Origin of the sequence: Alicyclobacillus kakegawensis NBRC 103104, assembly GCF_001552655.1 — a bacterium.
GTDB lineage: Bacteria > Bacillota > Bacilli > Alicyclobacillales > Alicyclobacillaceae > Alicyclobacillus_G > Alicyclobacillus_G kakegawensis.
Genome location: NZ_BCRP01000009.1, coordinates 71724 through 88574 on the forward strand (window position 1 = coordinate 71724; position 16851 = coordinate 88574).

Consider the following 16851-nt stretch of genomic DNA (forward strand, 5'->3'; position numbering starts at 1 on the left):
GTTGGCAGGGAGGTGCGCGCAGTGTGGAGGTTCTTCAACCCGACGCGCGGCACGATGGACATCGACGAGGTTGTCGATGAGTTGGTTCAGGAAGCGAAGAGCCATCCGCACGACGCGTTCCGCATTATCATTGGCACCGATTCGCAGCCCAAGCCCCACGACCAGTCTGTGACCTTTGTGTCCGCAGTGATCTTTCACCGCTTGGGCAAAGGGGCGCGTTACTTCGTCCACCGCGAGAGGTTGCCGTTCATGCGTTCGCTCCGGCAGCGGATGTTCAGCGAGGCGGGGTATTCCCTGCAATTGGGGGCGCAGCTGTCGGAGCAACTGAAGGCTCATGGCTGCGATTGGCAGATTGAGGTTCATCTGGACATCGGTGAAAAGGGTGCGACCAAACAGCTTATCCGTGAGATTGTCGCGTGGATTACGGCCAGCGGCTACGAAGCGCGTATCAAGCCCGACTCCTACGGGGCGTCCAAGGTCGCCGACCGGTACACGAAGGTATGATAGGCCGCTCGGTGGGGCCGCGTTCGCCGGCTGTGCTCCGCGCTCCTTCACGGCGGGAGCTGGATGGTCTGTGCCAACGCGGCCAGCAGGTCCGTTCGCCGCTGCCCGGCCAGCCCGGGGTAGTGGCGGCCGCGCCAGCTTCGCCCGGGCTTGCGGCCCAAGAGCAGGCGTGCCGCCTCGGCGGCGTCGCCGATGAGCGTCTCCCGCATCGCCCGCTGTTGCCGCGCTGAGCGCGTGCGGTCGCCGCGGACGAGCGGATCGAACACCGTGCGGGGGATCACCACCATCCTCATCCCTGCCAGCAGGCAGCGGGCAAACCACAGTCCGGGCTGGTGCAGCCACCAGGGCGAGACGCGGTCGAACGCGTCTTTTTGTACATACAGCGGCGTTTCGGACACGGCCGCCTGGGACAGATGAGGGGCCAGGCGGGCTGAGGCGGCCTGGTAGAGGGCCAGATCCAGCCGGCTGGCATCGGGCCGCGCCTGCGCGTATGCCACCAGCGCTGGGGCCCTCCCAGCCCGGTCGAGAAACGCAGCCAGGCTGGGTCCGAAGCCGCCGGCCCAGTCCCCGTCGACGAACACGAACCCCTTCGCCTGCCGGGCCCAGCGCAGACCCAGGTAGGCCGCGTAGGCGCGGCCGACGTCCGGCCCCAGCGCCGCCTCTACCTCAATCACCCGGACACGGCGCGCACCTTGCGGCCAGCGGGCGGCAAACCGCCTGGCCGCGGCGGCCGTCTCGTCCTGGCAGCCGTTGGCGACCACCAGGCAGCCCGCCGCGCCTGCGCGCGCCAGCTGCGCCAGCACCGGGCCGATGCGCGCCGCTTCGTTTCGCGCCGGTATGAGCGCGTAGATGGGTTCATGCGGCGAAGGTGCCAAGCTTAAGCCTCCTTGCCCCGTGTCACGCGTATCCCGCCTGTCATATCCTGAAACCAGACACGGCCCCGAGACTACGGGAGGGGATTCGCGTGGCCAAGACGGGAGATTACGTGGCGCGCAAATCGTACGGAAAGGACTTGTGTTTCGTCATTGTGGAGATTGACGAAGAAACCCAGACCGCCATCCTCAAGGGCATCGACGTGCGGTTGATGGCCGACGCTCCGCTCTCCGACCTGGAGGTTGTGAGCGACGAGGAACGGCAAGAATTCGAAGCCTACCGCCACCACCTGGAATCTGAGTGCGTGCGCCTGATTCGCTCGCGGCGAGAGAAGGAGTCCGAAAAGTTGTCCCTGCGCAAGGAGGCGCGATTCGATTCCCGGCCCGATTTTTTTGAACGGCCCGGACGGGTTCTCCACCTTGACGGCGACGGCACCTACCTGCAAAAGTGTCTGGCCATGTATAGGGAACTCGGCATCCGGGCGTTTGGTGAACATATGGTGGAGTCCCGCATGCCCGAGGCGGTGCGCGCCCTACTGGAACAGTATGAGCCCGACATCCTTATCATCACCGGCCACGACGGCGTCATCCGCAAAGGCAAGGACCTGTCCGACATCCGCAACTACCGCAACTCCATGAACTTTGTCCGCACCGTGCAGAACGCCAGACGCCACTCGCGCAGCATGGACGATTTGGTCATCATCGCCGGGGCCTGCCAGTCCCACTTCGAATCGTTGCTCGACGCGGGCGCCAACTTTGCCAGCTCGCCGCAGCGCATCATGATTCACGCGCTCGATCCGGTGTTCATCGCGGAAAAGGTGGCCTACACGCCGATCAACCAGACTGTGAACGTGTACGATGTGGTGCAATCCACGTACACCGGTACCGACGGCATCGGTGGGCTGGAATCTCGTGGAAAATACCGTTTGGGGCTGCCGAAATCTCTGTATTGACCCATTGACAACGAAAATCGACCCTTGCTATAATGATTAGCCTGGTTGACGTATATCCTCTTCCATGGTATAATGGCCGATGGAAAGAGGTGGTGTGTGTTGGCCAGGAATGCGCTCCACGACATTAAGAGCAGCCTCGATGAACTTGTCGGGGAGAAGGTTTTGCTGCGGGCGAACGGCGGTCGACGCAAGACCATCGAACGCAGCGGAGTGTTGGAAGAAACGTATCCGTCTGTGTTTGTGGTTCGCCTGGAACCATCCGATGGTTCGTTTGAACGGGTCTCCTACAGTTATGCGGATTTGCTGACGGAGACTGTTGAGTTGATGGTGTGTAAGAACGGGGATAACGTGAAAATCACGTATACACAGTCACAATAAATCGGGTCCCGCATACACGGGCGGGATGAGGACGGCCGCGAGGCCGTCTTTTTTTGTCAAGATTTGCGTGTTTGTCGAGTGTGGCGCAGGCGGACACTAGGATTGGCCGTCAGATCACGCAGTTTGGGCCAGGCTCGGCTGCGATGAGGAGGGTGTTGAACGATGGGGCGACGCAGAGGCACCATGTCGGATGAGCTGAAGCTGGAACTGGCGAAGGAACTCGGTTTCTACGACACGGTTCAGCGTGAGGGGTGGGGCGCCATCACCACTCGGGACGCCGGCAACATGGTCAAGCGCGCCATCGAGATTGCGGAACAGTCTTTGTCCGAGCACAAGCGCTAGGCAAGGCCCGTGACATCCACGGCACCGACGGCCACCGGGGGCGTTCTCTGCCCCCGGTTTTTCTGCATACCGGATTTTTCGCGCGGACAGACTAGCGCGTGTGTGTTCCAGCGGTGAGGAGGGACCCCATGTCGCACAAGACTGGCCCATTGGTCATCATCGGCGGAGCCGAGGATAAGCAGGGGGAGTGCAGAATCCTGCGCGAATTCATGCGGCTCGGTGGAGACAAGCATGCACAGGTGCTGGTCATGACGGTGGCCAGCGAAACGCCGGTCGAGGTCGGTATGGAGTATGTCGAGGTGTTTCGGCGCCTGGGCGCCGCCGATGTGCGCACCTTGGACGTCTCCCACCGCGCTGCGGCCGACACCGACAGCGCAGTCCAGTTCATTCAAGACGCCACCTGCATTTTTTTCACAGGCGGGGATCAGCTGCGCATCACCAAGCTGCTCGGGGGCACCCGCGTCGACGCGGCGCTGCACAACGCGCTGGCGCGCGGAGTGCCGCTGGGGGGGACCAGCGCCGGAGCATCGATGATGTCGAGCACCATGATTGTCGATGGGGAAGCCGAGACCAATCCCCGCATCGCGGTTGTCGATATGGCTCCGGGCATGGAGTTTCTCGACGGCGTGGTCATTGACCAGCACTTTGCCCAACGCGGCCGCCTGGGACGGCTGGTTTCTGCCGTCGCCCAGTACCCGCACCACCTGGGCCTCGGAATCGACGAGGACACGGCCGTGATTGTCGAAAACGGCGCCTTCCGCGTGCTCGGCCGCGGCGCTGTCAGCGTGGTGGACGCCGGCGGGGTGAAGTATTCCAACCTGGACGTGGTGGAATCCGATGAGGCGCTGTGCCTGTGCGGCATTCAACTGCACATCCTGCCGCAGGGGTACGGGTTCCACCTGCGCGACAGGAGACCGATAACGGACTGGGCAGCATACCGGTCCGAGGCTGCAAGGAGCTGAATCCATGAGGATTTGTTCGGTGCGCCACATAGACGGGCCCAATCTGTATCTCTATCGACCGATTCTGGTTGCCGATGTGGACCTGGAAGACCTGACCGAACGCGAAAGCCGCGAGTTTCCAGGCTTCAACGGGCGGTTGTTGGCGGATTTCCCGGGGCTGCGCGAACACCACTGCGCCAAGGGAGAGCCAGGAGGGTTTGTCGACCGTCTCGAGGAAGGCACGTATTTCGGGCACATTGTCGAGCACTTGGCGATTGAGTTGGCCTGCTGCGTCGGCATCGACGTGCACTACGGCAAGACGCTGTACGCCGGTCGGCCTGGCCGGTACGAAATGGTCATGGAGTGCAAGGCGTTCCGCTGTCAGCGCTTCTTGTTGCAGGCGGCGATGGAGATTGTCGAGTGCATGCTCGCCGGTCGCGCGTATCCTCTGCAACAGGTGTTGGCGGAGGCGGCCGCCATCCTGTGTGAGACGGCCCTTGGGCCGAGCACGCAGGCCATCGTCGACGCCGCCAACCGGAGAGGCATCCCGGTGCGGCGGTTGAACGAAAGAAGCCTTGTGCAATTGGGTTATGGTTGCAAGCGGAAGCTGGTGCAGGCCACCATGACCGATCGGACCTCCGCCGTGGCGGTGGACATCGCGTCCGACAAACCGTTGGCCAAGGACATCCTCGGCGCCGCCGGCATCCCTGTGCCGTACGGGGGGGTGGCGGCGGACGAGGAGCAGGCGGTGGCCGAGTTTCACCGCCTCGGCGCACCGGTGGTCGTGAAGCCGTACAACGGCAATCAGGGCCGCGGCGTCAGTCTCAACCTGGCCAGCGAAGAGGAGGTGCGGCGCGCTTACCAGTTCGCCAGCCGCTACAGCCAGCGCGTGATGGTGGAGCGGTACGTGGAGGGCAGGAACGTCCGTCTGCTCGTCGTCGGTGGCCGCTTGATTGCCGCCAGCGAGCGCATCCCTGCGCATGTTCAGGGGGACGGGGTGCACACGGTGCGGCAATTGATTGAGGCGGTCAACGCCCACCCCGACAGGGGGACGGACCATGAGAAGCCACTCACCCGCATCGTCGTGGATGAAATCGCCCGCCAGGTGCTCGCCCGCCAGGGTCTCTCCCTGGACGACGTGCCGGAGGCGGGCCGCGCTGTGTTTTTGCGCGACAGCGCCAACCTCTCCACCGGCGGCGAGGCGGTGGACATCACGGGGCGATTGGCCGAGTCGTACCGGCTTATCGCTGAGCGGGCGGCGCGCCTGATTGGCCTGGACGTCTGCGGCATCGACATGATTGTCCCGGCGGTGGACCGCCCGCCGTGCGACGGCGAGGCGTGCGCCGTGGTCGAGGTGAACGCCGCGCCCGGCATCCGCATGCACCAGCACCCGTCTTACGGGTCGGCGCGGGAGGCCGGGGGGGCGATTGTGGATTCGCTGTTTCCCGATGGCGACGACGGCCGCATCCCGCTCATCGCGGTCACCGGCACCAACGGCAAGACGACCACCACCCGCCTGATTGGCCATGGACTCGCCAGCACCGGGCGCACGGTCGGCATGACCACCACAGGGGGTGTGTTCATCGGCGGCAAGAAGGTGGTCGAGGGGGACACCACGGGCCCAGACAGCGCGCGCATGATCTTGGCCGACACATCCGTTGAGGCGGCGGTGCTGGAGACGGCGCGCGGCGGCATCGTGCGGGGCGGGCTCGCCTACGACAAGGCGAACGTGGCGGTTTTGACCAACATCACGCTGGACCACATCGGCCAGGACTGCGTGGAGTCGATTGAGGATTTGGTGCACATCAAGTCCCTGGTGGCCGAGTGTGTGTTCGAGGACGGCACGGTGGTGCTTAACGCGGAGGACAAGCACCTGGTCGAGCTGTCGCGGCGTCTGCGGGCGAAGGTGGTGTTTTTCGCGGCCGGCCCCGACAATCCGGTGTTGCGCCGGCACCTGGCCAGCGGGGGAGTCGGCTTTTTCTTGCAGCGGGGCTGGCTGACCGAAGGGCGGGGGAACTTGTCCTGGGAGATTGCCTTCGCCCGCCAGATCCCGGTGACCCTGGAGGGCACCGCGCGGTTTCAGATTGAGAACTGCCTGGCCGCCGCTGCGGCGCTGCGCTCCATCGGGCTGACACGGCGGCAGGTGGCCGATGCGCTTTTGTCGTTTCGGCCGGACAGGGACAACCCAGGCCGCCTGACGACCTACCGCATGCCGGGCGGCGGTTACGTGGTGCTGGACTACGGCCACAATCCGGACGGCTTCCGCCGCGTCGGAGAATGGCTGGCGCGACTGGGCAGCAAGCGTCGCATCGGCGTGGTCGGGGTGCCGGGAGATCGATCGGACGTGGTCATCCGCGAGGCGGCCGCGGAACTATCCGGCTGGTTTGACGCCTTCCTGGTCAAGGAGGACGAGGACAAACGCGGCCGTCGCGAGGGCGAGGTGGCCGAACTCATGGCCGCGGAAATTCGCCGGCTGCACCCGGAGAAACCGTGCCGGGTGGTGCTCTCCGAAGAGGAGGCGCTGCGCCAGGCGATTGCCGAAATGAAGCCCGACGAGGTGGTCGCGATGTTCTACGAGCGATTGCCGCGGCTGTCCACCCTGATTGAGGGCATGGGCGGGGTGCTGGTGCCTTCCCCGGTGTCCGAGCCGAGCGGGCGCGCCGTGGCCGGCATAACTTGACGAGCCGCCCATTCTCGACCATGCTAAAAGGGTCGAGGTGGGAGACTTGTTGGTGGAACGGGCGTACGCCAAGATCAATCTGACACTGGACGTCATCGGCCGCCGGCCGGACGGGTATCACGACGTCGATATGGTCATGCAGGCCATTGACCTGTCGGATTCTGTGCTCTTGGAACGGAGCGACGCAGATGGAATAGAATTGGATTGTAACGCCAGTCAGGTGCCGCTGGACGAGCGCAACCTGGCGCATCAGGCGGCGTCCGCGTTCTTTCGCCACACCAACCGGCGCGGCGGGCTGCGCATCAAGATTGACAAGCAGATCCCCGTCGCCGCCGGCTTGGCGGGCGGATCGTCCGACGCGGCGGCGGTGCTGCGCGGACTCAACCGACTGTTTGGTACCGGCCTGTCGTTGGCGGAACTGGCGGAGATAGGCGCCGAAGTGGGATCGGACGTGCCGTTTTGCGTGCATGGAGGCTGTGCGGTGGCGACGGGGCGGGGCGAGCGGCTGCAACCGGTGGCGCACAGCCTGCGCGCCTTTGTCGTCCTCATCCGTCCTCCTGTGCATGTTTCGACGGCCGCTGTGTATCAGGCGATGGACGGCTACACGGTGCGCAGCGAGCCGAGCAGTCGGGCGATGCTGGAGGCGTTGGCGACGGGGGATGTGGAGGCCGTCCGTCGGCGCATCAGCAACGATTTGGAGCCGGTGACGATGCGCCTGTATCCTGGATTGGCCGACTTGAAGCGGCGGATGGAGGCGTTGGCGCGGGTGCCCGTACATATGTCCGGCAGCGGACCCACCCTGTACTGTCTGATGGGGACGCAGACGGCGGCGCAGCGCTTGTACAACGCCCTGCGCGGTTTTGTCCGCGAGGTTTACCTGAGCCGCATCGCCTGATGCCCAGGGCGGCGGCACACGAAGGGCAAGGGGGTGACGGGATCGCGGCGGGCGGAGCGGTTGATTCGTGTGACACAGGCACTCGTCGAGCACCCAAACCAGGTGTGCTCGCTGTCCTACTGGGCGCAGGCGTGGGACGCGGCCAAGTCTTCGTTGAGCGAAGACGTGACCCTATTGCGCCAGGTCGTTGAGGAGGATGGCAGCGGCCGGGTGGAGACGCACCCGGGGGCGGCCGGCGGGGTGGTGTTCCGCGCCCAGGTGCCGGCGGCCTGGCAGCGCGCGTTCGTGGCCGAGATGTCTGACAAGCTGTCGGACGCCTCGCGCATCCTGGCTGGCGGGTTTCTCTACATGTCCGATGTGTTGGGGGACGCGGACGTGCTGGACTTGGTCGGGCGCTGGTTTGCCTCGGTCTACCAGGATAAGCGCGTCAGCGTGGTCGTGACGGTGGAGACCAAGGGCATTCCGTTGGCGGTGGCTGCGGCCCGCTACTTGCATGTGCCGGTGGTGATTGCGCGCCGTGAGCACCGCTTGACCGATGGGCCCGCCGTGAGCCTGCATTACGTGTCCGGATCGGAGCGGCGCATCCAGACCATGTCCATCTCGCGCCGGGCCATGCCGGAACAAGCGCGGGCGCTCATCGTCGACGATTTCATGCGCGCGGGCGCGACGGTCAAGGCGGTCTCGACGCTGCTCGGCGAGTTTCGCGCCGAAGTGGTCGGGACAGCAGTCTTCATGACCACGCGGGAACCGGCGAAAAAGCTGGTGGAAGAGTACTTCTCGTTGTTCACGCTGGAAGACTTGCAGGAAGGCGAGGGGGTCAAGGTACGCCCCTCGGCACCCGTGTTGGACCAGATGGATGGCAGGTGAGTCGGCTCCGCTTGGAGCCGTCGCCATACAGAAGCTGTACAAAGGGGTCGTGAGCCATGCGAATCATCGCGACAGACAAGGCGCCAGCGGCGATTGGGCCGTACTCGCAGGCGGTTGAGGTCGGCGGGGTGGTTTACACCTCCGGCCAGATTCCGCTGCGGCCGGATGGGACACTGGTGCAGGGAGACGTAGAGGAACAGGTCAAGCAGGTGCTGGCCAACCTGGACGCCGTGCTGTCCGCGGCCGGGGTGGGCCGCACGAATGTCGTCAAGGCGACAATCTTCCTCACAGATTTGGCCGACTTTGACACGGTCAACGAGGCGTACGGCGCCTTTTTCGGCGATCATCGCCCGGCTCGCTCGTGCGTTCAGGTGGCCGCCTTGCCCAAAGGCGCCAAGGTGGAGATTGAGCTGGTCGCGGTCCGGCCGACCACCTAGGCCGCAGCCTGGCGGGCGACCGAAACAGGCAAGCCCAGGCCGGCACTCCCCGCCGGCGCGGGCTTGCCTGGGCGTGTCGGTGTCGGCCGCGCAGGCGGTGCCGCCGAAGCGGACCCGTCCTGGGCAGCTTGTGGGCAGACTGTGTGCAGATGATGCGCAGGCTCGGTTGCGGCCAATCTATCTACTCTCCATACCATCGCGGCACAAAGGAGTGTGATTTTCATGAGCAACTTCTTGACACCGGCCGAGATTGCGGCCGCTGCGGTCAAGGCGGGCGAAGAGAAGGCTCGCACACCGGTCGGCAAGCTGTTGGTGCTCGGTTTTCTGGCTGGCGCGTTCATCGCGCTTGGCGCCCTGTTTGATCTGCGTGTGACTGCCGGTATGCCCGATTCCAGCGGCACCTTGAAAGCGCTTGTGGGCGGAGCTGTATTCCCGATTGGCCTGATGTTAGTCGTCATCTGTGGCGGGGAACTGTTGACCGGCAACATGATGACGGTGCCCCTCGCGGTGCATGCCAAGCGGGCATCGTGGCTGGGTTTGATCTACAATTGGTGGTGGGTATTGATTGGCAATCTCATCGGCTCCTTGTTTGTCGCCTGGGTGTTCGGCGTCGGCGCCCACATGCTCGACCAGCCTCCGTACGACAAGGCGACGATAGCCGTCGCGGTGTCCAAGGCGACGCTGCCGTTTGGCCCGACCGTCCTCTCGGCCATCGGCTGCAACTGGCTGGTCTGCCTGGCCGTCTGGATGGCGCTTGGGGCGAAGGACATCGTGGGCAAGATTTTCGGCATCTGGTTCCCCATCATGGGGTTCGTGGCCATTGGGTTCCAGCACGTGGTGGCCAACATGTTCTTCTTGCCCGCCGGTTACTTCGTCGGCGCGCCCATCACGTGGGGGCAAATCATCGTGGAGTGGATTGGCGCTTTTATCGGCAACGCCATCGGCGGCTGGTTGTTTGTGGCCACGGCTTATTGGTACGCGTTTCTCAAGGGCCGCACCGCACCGAGCGACTCGGTCCACGCGGCGCCGCGCGGCATGGTGAGTGAGGACGTGGGCAACCAGTCGTCGTGAAGGTGCGGTGCCTGCCGTCGCGGGGGATGGTGGTTGCGGCTGCCGCCTCGCGCACCGCCGGCTGGGGTGCCCGGGCATTCGCCACAGGACGGGTGTCCCACTGAGACTCGGAAGTGGAGGGGAGTACCGAATGGAGATGGATGTGCAGCCAAAATGGGAGGCGTCCGCACAGGACGCCACCCGGGTGCGTCTGTACGTGGATGGCAATCCGGTCGAGGCGCCCGCGGGCGCCCGCCTGCTCGACGTTCTCCTGAAGGATCAGCCTGACTTTCCTCACATTTGCTATCATCCGGCACTGGGGCCGATTGAGACATGCGACACCTGCCTGGTTCAGGTGGGGGATGAACTGCTGCGCGCCTGTTCAACCCCCGTGCAAGCGGGGATGATGGTGCGGACCCAGGCGCCGGCGGCCCGCTTGGCGCGCAAACAGGCGATGGACAGGCTGCTGGTCAACCATGAACTTTATTGCACAGTCTGTGACAACAACAACGGCAACTGTGTCATCCACAACACGGCCATGGCGATGGGCCTCAACGAGCAAGCGGAGCCGTTTACGCCCAAACCGTACGCTGTCGATGACAGCCATCCTTTTTACCGGTACGATCCGGACCAGTGCATTCTCTGCGGCCGCTGCGTGGAGGCGTGTCAGAACCTGCAGGTCAGCGAGGTGCTCTCCATCGATTGGGAGCGGGATCGGCCGCGTGTGATTTGGGATGACGATGTGCCTATCAACGAGTCTTCCTGTGTGTCCTGCGGCCACTGCGTCACCGTGTGCCCGTGCAACGCGCTGCAGGAGAAATCGATGCTGGGTGAAGCCGGTTACCTGACCGGCGTGGAAAAGACCACCCTGCGCGGCCTGATTGACCTGACCAAGCAGGTGGAACCGGGCTACCGGCCGATTTTCGCGGTCTCGGAAGTGGAGGCCAAGCTGCGTGAGGCGCGCATTCGGCGCACCAAGACGGTCTGCACCTACTGCGGCGTCGGTTGCAGCTTCGACATCTGGACCAAGGACCGCAAGATCCTCAAGGTCGAGCCGCAGATGGAGGCGCCGGCCAACCAGATTTCCACTTGCGTCAAGGGCAAGTTTGGCTGGGACTTTGTCAACAGCCCGGAGCGCCTGACCAAGCCGCTCATCCGCCGCGGCGACGCGTTTTACGAAGCCTCCTGGGAGGAGGCCATAGAGTACATCGGCCAGCGCCTCACCGACATCCGCCGCCAGCACGGCGACGACTCCATCGCCTTCATCTCTTCTTCCAAGTGCACCAACGAGGAAAATTACTTGATGCAGAAGCTGGCGCGGGCGGTCATGCACACGAACAACATCGACAATTGTTCGCGTTACTGCCAGGCGCCGGCGACGGAGGCGCTGCGGCGGACGATGGGGCTCGGGGGAGACACCGGATCGATCTCGGATTTGGCCTTGGCCGACCTGGTCATTGTCGTGGGCGCCAATACGGCCGAGTCGCACCCGGTGCTCGCCACGCGCCTGCGCCGCGCCCAGAAGAAGCACGGGCAGAAGCTGATTGTCGCCGACCTGCGCAAGAACGACTTGGCCAGCCGCGCGAATCTGCACCTGCACCCAAAGCCGGGAACAGATTTGGTCTGGTTGAACGCGGTGGCCAAGCTGCTGCTTGACTCTGGACGTTATGACGAGGCGTTTGTGCGTGAGCGGGTGGAGGGGTTTGACGAATACGCCCAATCGCTGGCCCCGTACACCCTCGAGTACGCCGAGCGTGTCACCGGCTTATCCGCGCAAGAATTGCAGCAAACGGCGGACATGATTGCTAACGCCAAGCGGCTGTCCATCTGCTGGGCCATGGGCGTCACCCAGCACCGCGGCGGCACGGAGACCAGCACGGCTATCTGTAACCTGCTGCTTTTGACCGGCCAGGTCGGGCGGCCGGGCACCGGCGCCTATCCTTTGCGCGGCCACAACAACGTCCAAGGGGCGGGCGATTTTGGCTGTGCCCCGGCCTTTCTGCCTGGCTACGAGCGGGTGGACGACGCGCAGGTGCGCGCCAAATGGGAGGCGGCCTGGGGTGTCACGCTGCCGACCAACAAGGGCTTGGACAACCACGAAATGGTGGATGCCATGCACGACGGCCGTCTGCGAGCGATGTACCTGGTCGGCGAGGACATGGCGGTGGTGGACTCCAACGCCAACTACGTGGAGGCGGCGTTTGAAAAACTCGATTTCTTCGTCGTGCAGGACGCGTTTTTCAGCAAGACGGCGCAATTCGCCGACGTCATCCTGCCGGCCTGCCCAAGCCTGGAGAAGGAAGGCACCTTCACCAACACCGAGCGCCGCATCCAGCGTCTCTACCAGGCGCTGCCGCCGCTCGGCGACGCCAAGCCGGATTGGCAGATCATCCAAATGGTCGCCAACCGGCTGGGCGCCAACTGGAATTACACGTCGCCGCGCGAGATTTTTGAGGAGGCCTGCAGCACCACCGAGCTGATGAAGGGCGCGACCTATGAGCGGCTGGAAGGCTACCGCAGCTTGCAGTGGCCGGTTGCAGAGGACGGGCGCGACATGCCGCTTTTGTACACCGAGCAGTTCGCGCTGCCGGGCGGCCGGGCGCGGTTCTGCCCGGTCACTTGGCAGGAGCCGGTAGCCTATGAGGAAACCTACGACCTGCACCTAAACAACGGCCGCATGCTGGAGCACTTCCACGAGGGCAACCTCACCTACCGCGTCCGCGGGCTGCGGGAAAAGGTGCCGATGACCTTTGTCGAGGTCTCGCCCGAGCTGGCCGCGGAACGCCGAATCGAGGACGGCGCGCTGGTGCGCCTGGTCTCCCCGTACGGGAGCGTCAAGGTGCGCGCTGTGGTGACCGACAGAGTCGCCGGCCGCGAATTGTACATGCCGATGAATTCGCCCAAGGACGAGGAGGCGGTCAACCGCTTGACCAGCAGCGAGTCGGACGTCATCACCCATACGCCCGCTTACAAAGAGGTGCGGGTGCGGCTGGAGGTGCTCGGCGACAAAGGCGCCTCGCCGCTTGGCCGCAACAACCCAAGACGGCACCAGCCGCATCCCAAGCCGGGGGTTGAGGTGGAGAAAAAGTGGGCCCGCGCCGATTATCGCCCGCTCGTCGGCAAGCTACGGGCGGATGAGGCGGAGAGGGAGGCGGCAGCATGGCAAAACCTGTGACCACCGTGGTTCCAGCGCAGACGGATGAGGCGGAGGCCCAGGCCAAGGCGATGGAGCGCCTGCAGCAGATGGCCGCGGCGGATGTGGACGCGTTGGCCGAAGCGCTGCGGTTGGCGCGGGCCCTGCATGATCGCGGGCTGCTCACCCTGGCCGCCGCGTTGCTGGAGCAGGCGGACGACGTATTGCGCATTGTGGTGGACTTTGTCAACCAACCCGGCGCTGTGCGCGGACTGAAAAACCTGGCGACGGCCGCGCAGGCGCTGGGGGCCGTCGATTTGGAGGCGTTCGGCCGCTTGGCCCAAGGCGCCGTAGCCAGCGTCGACGAGGCCAAGGCTGACCGAAAAGCGCTGGAGACGCCGCTTGGCTTTTTCAAGCTGCTGGCCTACTTGGCCGATCCGGACGTCAGCGCGGCCATTCGGCTGCTCCTGGCGGCCTGCAAAGGCGTCGGCCGAGCGCTGCGCGCCGAGGCGGAAGGAGCGCCGGTGGCTGGCGCCGGCTCCAGCGCCAACCGCACGGCGGCCGGAGGTGCCGCGTCCGATGCCGGGACGGGCGGGGAGTCCGCGGCGGCGGGCGCCTGAGGCAAGGGGCCTCGGGCAAGCCGCTCGTCGCCGTCCCGCGGGACTGGGGGATTACCCACACTCACCAGCCGCTGGACGGAGTGGATGGCAAAGCGCCCGGGGGCCGCGTCGAGAGGGGGGCGTGGGCTCCCTTCTTGCAGCCTGTTTGCAGCGGCACCTGCTGGGTTCGCCAAGAATTCGTGAAAAATTCCCAAACACCTAGCAGGATTTTTCCCGAACCTGTGGAATATCCAAGTAAGTTCTCCACGGGTCGCAAGAGGGTGGTGAGAAGGATGCAGATTACGGATGTCCGGCTGCGTAAAGTCAGCACGGAAGGCCGCATGAAGGCGATAGCGTCCATCACGATTGACAGCGAGTTTGTAGTCCACGATATCCGCGTGATCGACGGGAACAACGGGATGTTTGTGGCAATGCCGAGCAAGAAGACGCCCGATGGAGAATTTCGCGATATCGCGCATCCCATTTCCTCCGTGACCCGTCAGAAAATCCAGGATGCGGTGCTGCGTGAGTATTACCGTAGCGAGACGCTTCAGGAACCGACCGCTTGACGGCTCGGCAGCGGGACAGGAAGGTACAAAAACATGGATTCACTGCTTGCCGCGACCGTGGTTCCTCGCGGAGCTGTCCGGGGAGGACGACGGCGGTTTTTTGTCGCCCTTCCCGCAAGCGCTTTCTCGTCCGTTCGCCCTTCCCTTCTTATGCCCCATTTCAGTGTTCCAGATTCCGACGCAGATGGCGGACAAGACCCGATTGAACCCCTGCATGCCTTTGGATACACTGGGGTTGCACGAATATGGAGGCGATGTTGTGGCTCGAACCGCCATTGTCTTGGCCGCGGGTCTGGGAACCCGAATGAGGTCGAAGAAACACAAAGTGTTGCATGAAGTGTGTGGCAAACCGATGATCCTGCACATTCTCGACGAGCTGGAGAAACTCGCGTTGGATCAAGTCATCGTCGTGATTGGACAGGCGAGGGAATCCGTGAAGCAGGTCGTAGGCGGTCGGGCGGAGTTCGCGGTCCAAGAGGAGCAGAAAGGCACAGGGCATGCCGTCCAGTGCGCGTGGCCGCGGTTGCGCCCGGACGCCGACACAGTGCTTGTCCTTTACGGGGACGGGCCGCTGGTTCGAGCGGAAACGTTGCGTGGAATGTGCGAGGAGCGGGAGCGGCGAGGCGCGGCGGCGGTGTTGCTGACTGCCGAGCTGGAGCATCCGGACGGGCTGGGACGTGTGATTCTGGCCGCAGACGGGACGGTGGAGCGCATTGTCGAAGAAAAGGACGCGACCCCCGAGCAGCGGCGGATTCGCCAGGTGAACACCGGCTTGTACGCGTTTGCGGCCGCGGATTTGGGCGAGGTGTTGGCCAAATTGTCGCCCGACAACAAGCAGGGTGAATACTACCTGACCGACGCGGCCGCCATCCTGCGTGAACGCGGGCGGGCCGTGTATCCGCTGGCCGTGGACGATGTCGAGGAGATTGCCAGCGTCAACGACCGGGCGCAATTGGCTGCGGTGGAACAGATTATGCGCCGGCGCATTTGCCGCCGCTGGATGCTGGAGGGGGTCACTTTTATCGATCCCGACCGCACCTACGTGGGCGCGGATGTCACCATCGGCCCCGACACGGTCATCTACCCGGGCAGTGTGCTCGAAGGCCATACTATCATCGGCGAGGATTGCGTGATTGGCCCCAACACCCGGCTGGTCGACGCGGTGGTGCGCGACGGGGCGCGGGTCGAATCGTCGGTCGTGCTCGAGAGTGAAATCGGACCGGACGCCAGCGTGGGACCGTTCGCCTACATTCGTCCCGGCAGCGAAATCGGCGCGCGGGTGAAGATTGGCGATTTTGTCGAGATCAAAAAGTCGGTCGTGGGCGACGATAGCAAGGTCAGCCATCTGACTTACATCGGCGACGCGGAGATTGGTCGGCGCGTGAACATTGGCTGCGGCGCGGTGACCGTGAACTACGATGGCGAGAGGAAACACAAGACGCACGTGGGGGACGACAGCTTCATCGGCTGCAACGTCAACCTGGTGGCGCCCGTGAGCGTGGGGGAGGGAGCGTATGTGGCGGCCGGATCGACCATTACCGACGCCGTGCCGGACAACGGCTTCGCGATTGCGCGCGCCCGCCAGGTGACCAAGCCGGACTACGTACGGGCATGGAAAGAGCGGCATGCCGGAAAATCGCGGCGGGAGGAAACAGAGTAGATGGCACGTGACGGGGATTTAAAACTGTTTACAGGGAACGCGAATCCGGCCTTGGCGCAGGAGATTGCCGATCACATCGGGGTGGTTTTGGGGGATTGCCGAGTCGGGCGGTTCAAGGACGGGGAAGTGCACATCCGGCTCGGCGAGAGCGTGCGCGACTCGAACGTGTTCGTCGTCCAGCCGACCTCGGCGCCGGTGAACGAGCACCTGATGGAGCTTTTGATCATGGTGGATGCGCTCAAGCGCGCTTCGGCCCGCAGCATCAACGTGGTGATTCCGTATTATGGCTACGCGCGTCAGGACCGCAAGGCGCGGGCGCGTGATCCAATCACCGCCAAACTGGTGGCCAACCTGCTGGAAAAGGCGGGCGCCACTCGGATCATCTGCATGGACCTGCACGCAGGGCAGATCCAAGGCTTCTTCGACATCCCTCTGGACCACCTGATTGGCCTGCCGATACTGGCCAATTACTTCTTGAAGAAGCAGTTGGACAACCCCGTCGTCGTCTCCCCGGATATGGGCGGGGTGACACGGGCCCGCCAGCTGGCGGAGCGGCTGGGGGCACCCATGGCCATCATCGACAAGCGCCGCCCGGACGTCAACGTGGCCGAGGTGATGAACATCATCGGCGACATCGAGGGCAAGACGGCAATCCTCATTGATGACATGATTGACACCGCAGGCACCATTACTGCCGGTGCTAAGGCCTTGCTGGAGCGAGGGGCCAAGCAGGTGTACGCCTGTTGCATCCACCCAGTGCTCTCCGGGAACGGTGTGGAGCGCCTGCGTGATTCGGAGATTGAGGAAGTTGTGGTTACAAATACCATCGCTTTGCCTCCAGAGAAACGAATTGATAAAATTAAAGTATTGTCTGTCGCGGAGTTAATAGCCGAGGCCATCCTGCGCGTGCATACGCGCCGTTCCATCAGCGAACTATTCGACTGACTCCGCGGGCGTGCCCCGGCGGCCGC

16 protein-coding genes are annotated in these 16851 nt (G+C 64.1%); 15 read left to right on the forward strand and 1 reads right to left on the reverse strand.

The features are described from left to right. Positions 1–21: 21 nt before the first annotated feature. Positions 22–504 (forward strand): ribonuclease H-like YkuK family protein, encoded by a 483-nt coding sequence (locus AK2_RS08910; protein ID WP_245632838.1) that lies wholly within the window; start codon positions 22–24, stop codon positions 502–504. 47 nt (positions 505–551) lie between these two features. Here AK2_RS08910 and AK2_RS08915 read toward each other — a convergent pair whose 3' ends face one another. After that, the gene (locus AK2_RS08915; RefSeq protein ID WP_067933480.1) at positions 552–1379 is read right to left on the reverse strand and encodes a glycosyltransferase family 2 protein; all 828 of its coding nucleotides are present in this window, start codon (positions 1377–1379) and stop codon (positions 552–554) included. Positions 1380–1468: 89 nt separating this feature from the next. Between AK2_RS08915 and yabG the strand changes: the two genes are divergently transcribed. The 14 genes from yabG (at position 1469) to AK2_RS08985 (ending at position 16825) form a co-directional block, all read left to right on the forward strand. Then, positions 1469–2329, forward strand: coding sequence for a sporulation peptidase YabG (gene yabG, locus AK2_RS08920; RefSeq protein WP_067933481.1), 861 nt, complete (start codon positions 1469–1471; stop codon positions 2327–2329). Between the two features lie 99 nt (positions 2330–2428). Continuing rightward, complete coding sequence (gene veg / locus AK2_RS08925; protein ID WP_067933528.1) at positions 2429–2707, forward strand: biofilm formation stimulator Veg; 279 nt, start codon at positions 2429–2431, stop codon at positions 2705–2707. A gap of 162 nt (positions 2708–2869) precedes the next feature. Beyond that, complete coding sequence (locus tag AK2_RS08930) at positions 2870–3049, forward strand: small, acid-soluble spore protein, alpha/beta type (RefSeq protein WP_067926358.1); 180 nt, start codon at positions 2870–2872, stop codon at positions 3047–3049. 128 nt (positions 3050–3177) lie between these two features. Next, the gene (locus AK2_RS08935; protein ID WP_067933482.1) at positions 3178–4011 is read left to right on the forward strand and encodes a cyanophycinase; all 834 of its coding nucleotides are present in this window, start codon (positions 3178–3180) and stop codon (positions 4009–4011) included. 4 nt (positions 4012–4015) lie between these two features. Further along, positions 4016–6670 carry a cyanophycin synthetase gene (gene cphA, locus AK2_RS08940; RefSeq protein WP_067933484.1) on the forward strand — a complete coding sequence of 885 codons (2655 nt, stop codon included), beginning with the start codon at positions 4016–4018 and terminating at the stop codon, positions 6668–6670. Between the two features lie 52 nt (positions 6671–6722). Next, a complete protein-coding gene (gene ispE / locus AK2_RS08945; RefSeq protein WP_369406130.1) occupies positions 6723–7565 on the forward strand; it encodes a 4-(cytidine 5'-diphospho)-2-C-methyl-D-erythritol kinase in 843 nt (280 codons plus the stop codon). 33 nt (positions 7566–7598) lie between these two features. Then, positions 7599–8432, forward strand: coding sequence for a pur operon repressor (gene purR / locus AK2_RS08950; RefSeq protein WP_067933490.1), 834 nt, complete (start codon positions 7599–7601; stop codon positions 8430–8432). A 56-nt stretch (positions 8433–8488) separates the two neighbouring features. Beyond that, positions 8489–8869 carry a RidA family protein gene (locus AK2_RS08955; protein ID WP_067933492.1) on the forward strand — a complete coding sequence of 127 codons (381 nt, stop codon included), beginning with the start codon at positions 8489–8491 and terminating at the stop codon, positions 8867–8869. 222 nt (positions 8870–9091) lie between these two features. Continuing rightward, positions 9092–9940 carry a formate/nitrite transporter family protein gene (locus tag AK2_RS08960; RefSeq protein ID WP_083521015.1) on the forward strand — a complete coding sequence of 283 codons (849 nt, stop codon included), beginning with the start codon at positions 9092–9094 and terminating at the stop codon, positions 9938–9940. 136 nt (positions 9941–10076) lie between these two features. Beyond that, the gene (fdhF, locus tag AK2_RS08965; RefSeq protein ID WP_067933532.1) at positions 10077–13094 is read left to right on the forward strand and encodes a formate dehydrogenase subunit alpha; all 3018 of its coding nucleotides are present in this window, start codon (positions 10077–10079) and stop codon (positions 13092–13094) included. Continuing rightward, on the forward strand, positions 13079–13672 hold the full coding sequence (locus AK2_RS17640; RefSeq protein WP_067933494.1) for a helical membrane plugin domain-containing protein: 594 nt from the start codon (positions 13079–13081) through the stop codon (positions 13670–13672). The genes fdhF and AK2_RS17640 overlap by 16 nt, the downstream gene beginning before the upstream one ends. A gap of 272 nt (positions 13673–13944) precedes the next feature. Beyond that, positions 13945–14220: a septation regulator SpoVG gene (gene spoVG / locus AK2_RS08975; RefSeq protein ID WP_067926378.1), complete on the forward strand. Its 276-nt coding sequence runs from the start codon at positions 13945–13947 to the stop codon at positions 14218–14220. Between the two features lie 259 nt (positions 14221–14479). Further along, positions 14480–15880, forward strand: a complete 1401-nt coding sequence (glmU, locus tag AK2_RS08980) for a bifunctional UDP-N-acetylglucosamine diphosphorylase/glucosamine-1-phosphate N-acetyltransferase GlmU (protein WP_067933534.1) — start codon at positions 14480–14482, stop codon at positions 15878–15880. Further along, positions 15881–16825: a ribose-phosphate diphosphokinase gene (locus AK2_RS08985; protein ID WP_067933495.1), complete on the forward strand. Its 945-nt coding sequence runs from the start codon at positions 15881–15883 to the stop codon at positions 16823–16825. It abuts the gene before it with no gap. Positions 16826–16851: the final 26 nt, after the last annotated feature.

Bases quoted from the DNA above. Each gene is read 5' to 3' on its own strand.
- AK2_RS08930 (WP_067926358.1), top strand. From the start codon at position 2,870: ATGGGGCGACGCAGAGGCACCATGTCGGATGAGCTGAAGCTGGAACTG.
- AK2_RS08935 (WP_067933482.1), top strand. From the start codon at position 3,178: ATGTCGCACAAGACTGGCCCATTGGTCATCATCGGCGGAGCCGAGGAT.
- cphA (WP_067933484.1), top strand. From the start codon at position 4,016: ATGAGGATTTGTTCGGTGCGCCACATAGACGGGCCCAATCTGTATCTC.
- AK2_RS08955 (WP_067933492.1), top strand. From the start codon at position 8,489: ATGCGAATCATCGCGACAGACAAGGCGCCAGCGGCGATTGGGCCGTAC.
- AK2_RS08960 (WP_083521015.1), top strand. From the start codon at position 9,092: ATGAGCAACTTCTTGACACCGGCCGAGATTGCGGCCGCTGCGGTCAAG.
- fdhF (WP_067933532.1), top strand. From the start codon at position 10,077: ATGGATGTGCAGCCAAAATGGGAGGCGTCCGCACAGGACGCCACCCGG.
- AK2_RS17640 (WP_067933494.1), top strand. From the start codon at position 13,079: ATGGCAAAACCTGTGACCACCGTGGTTCCAGCGCAGACGGATGAGGCG.
- spoVG (WP_067926378.1), top strand. From the start codon at position 13,945: ATGCAGATTACGGATGTCCGGCTGCGTAAAGTCAGCACGGAAGGCCGC.
- AK2_RS08985 (WP_067933495.1), top strand. From the start codon at position 15,881: ATGGCACGTGACGGGGATTTAAAACTGTTTACAGGGAACGCGAATCCG.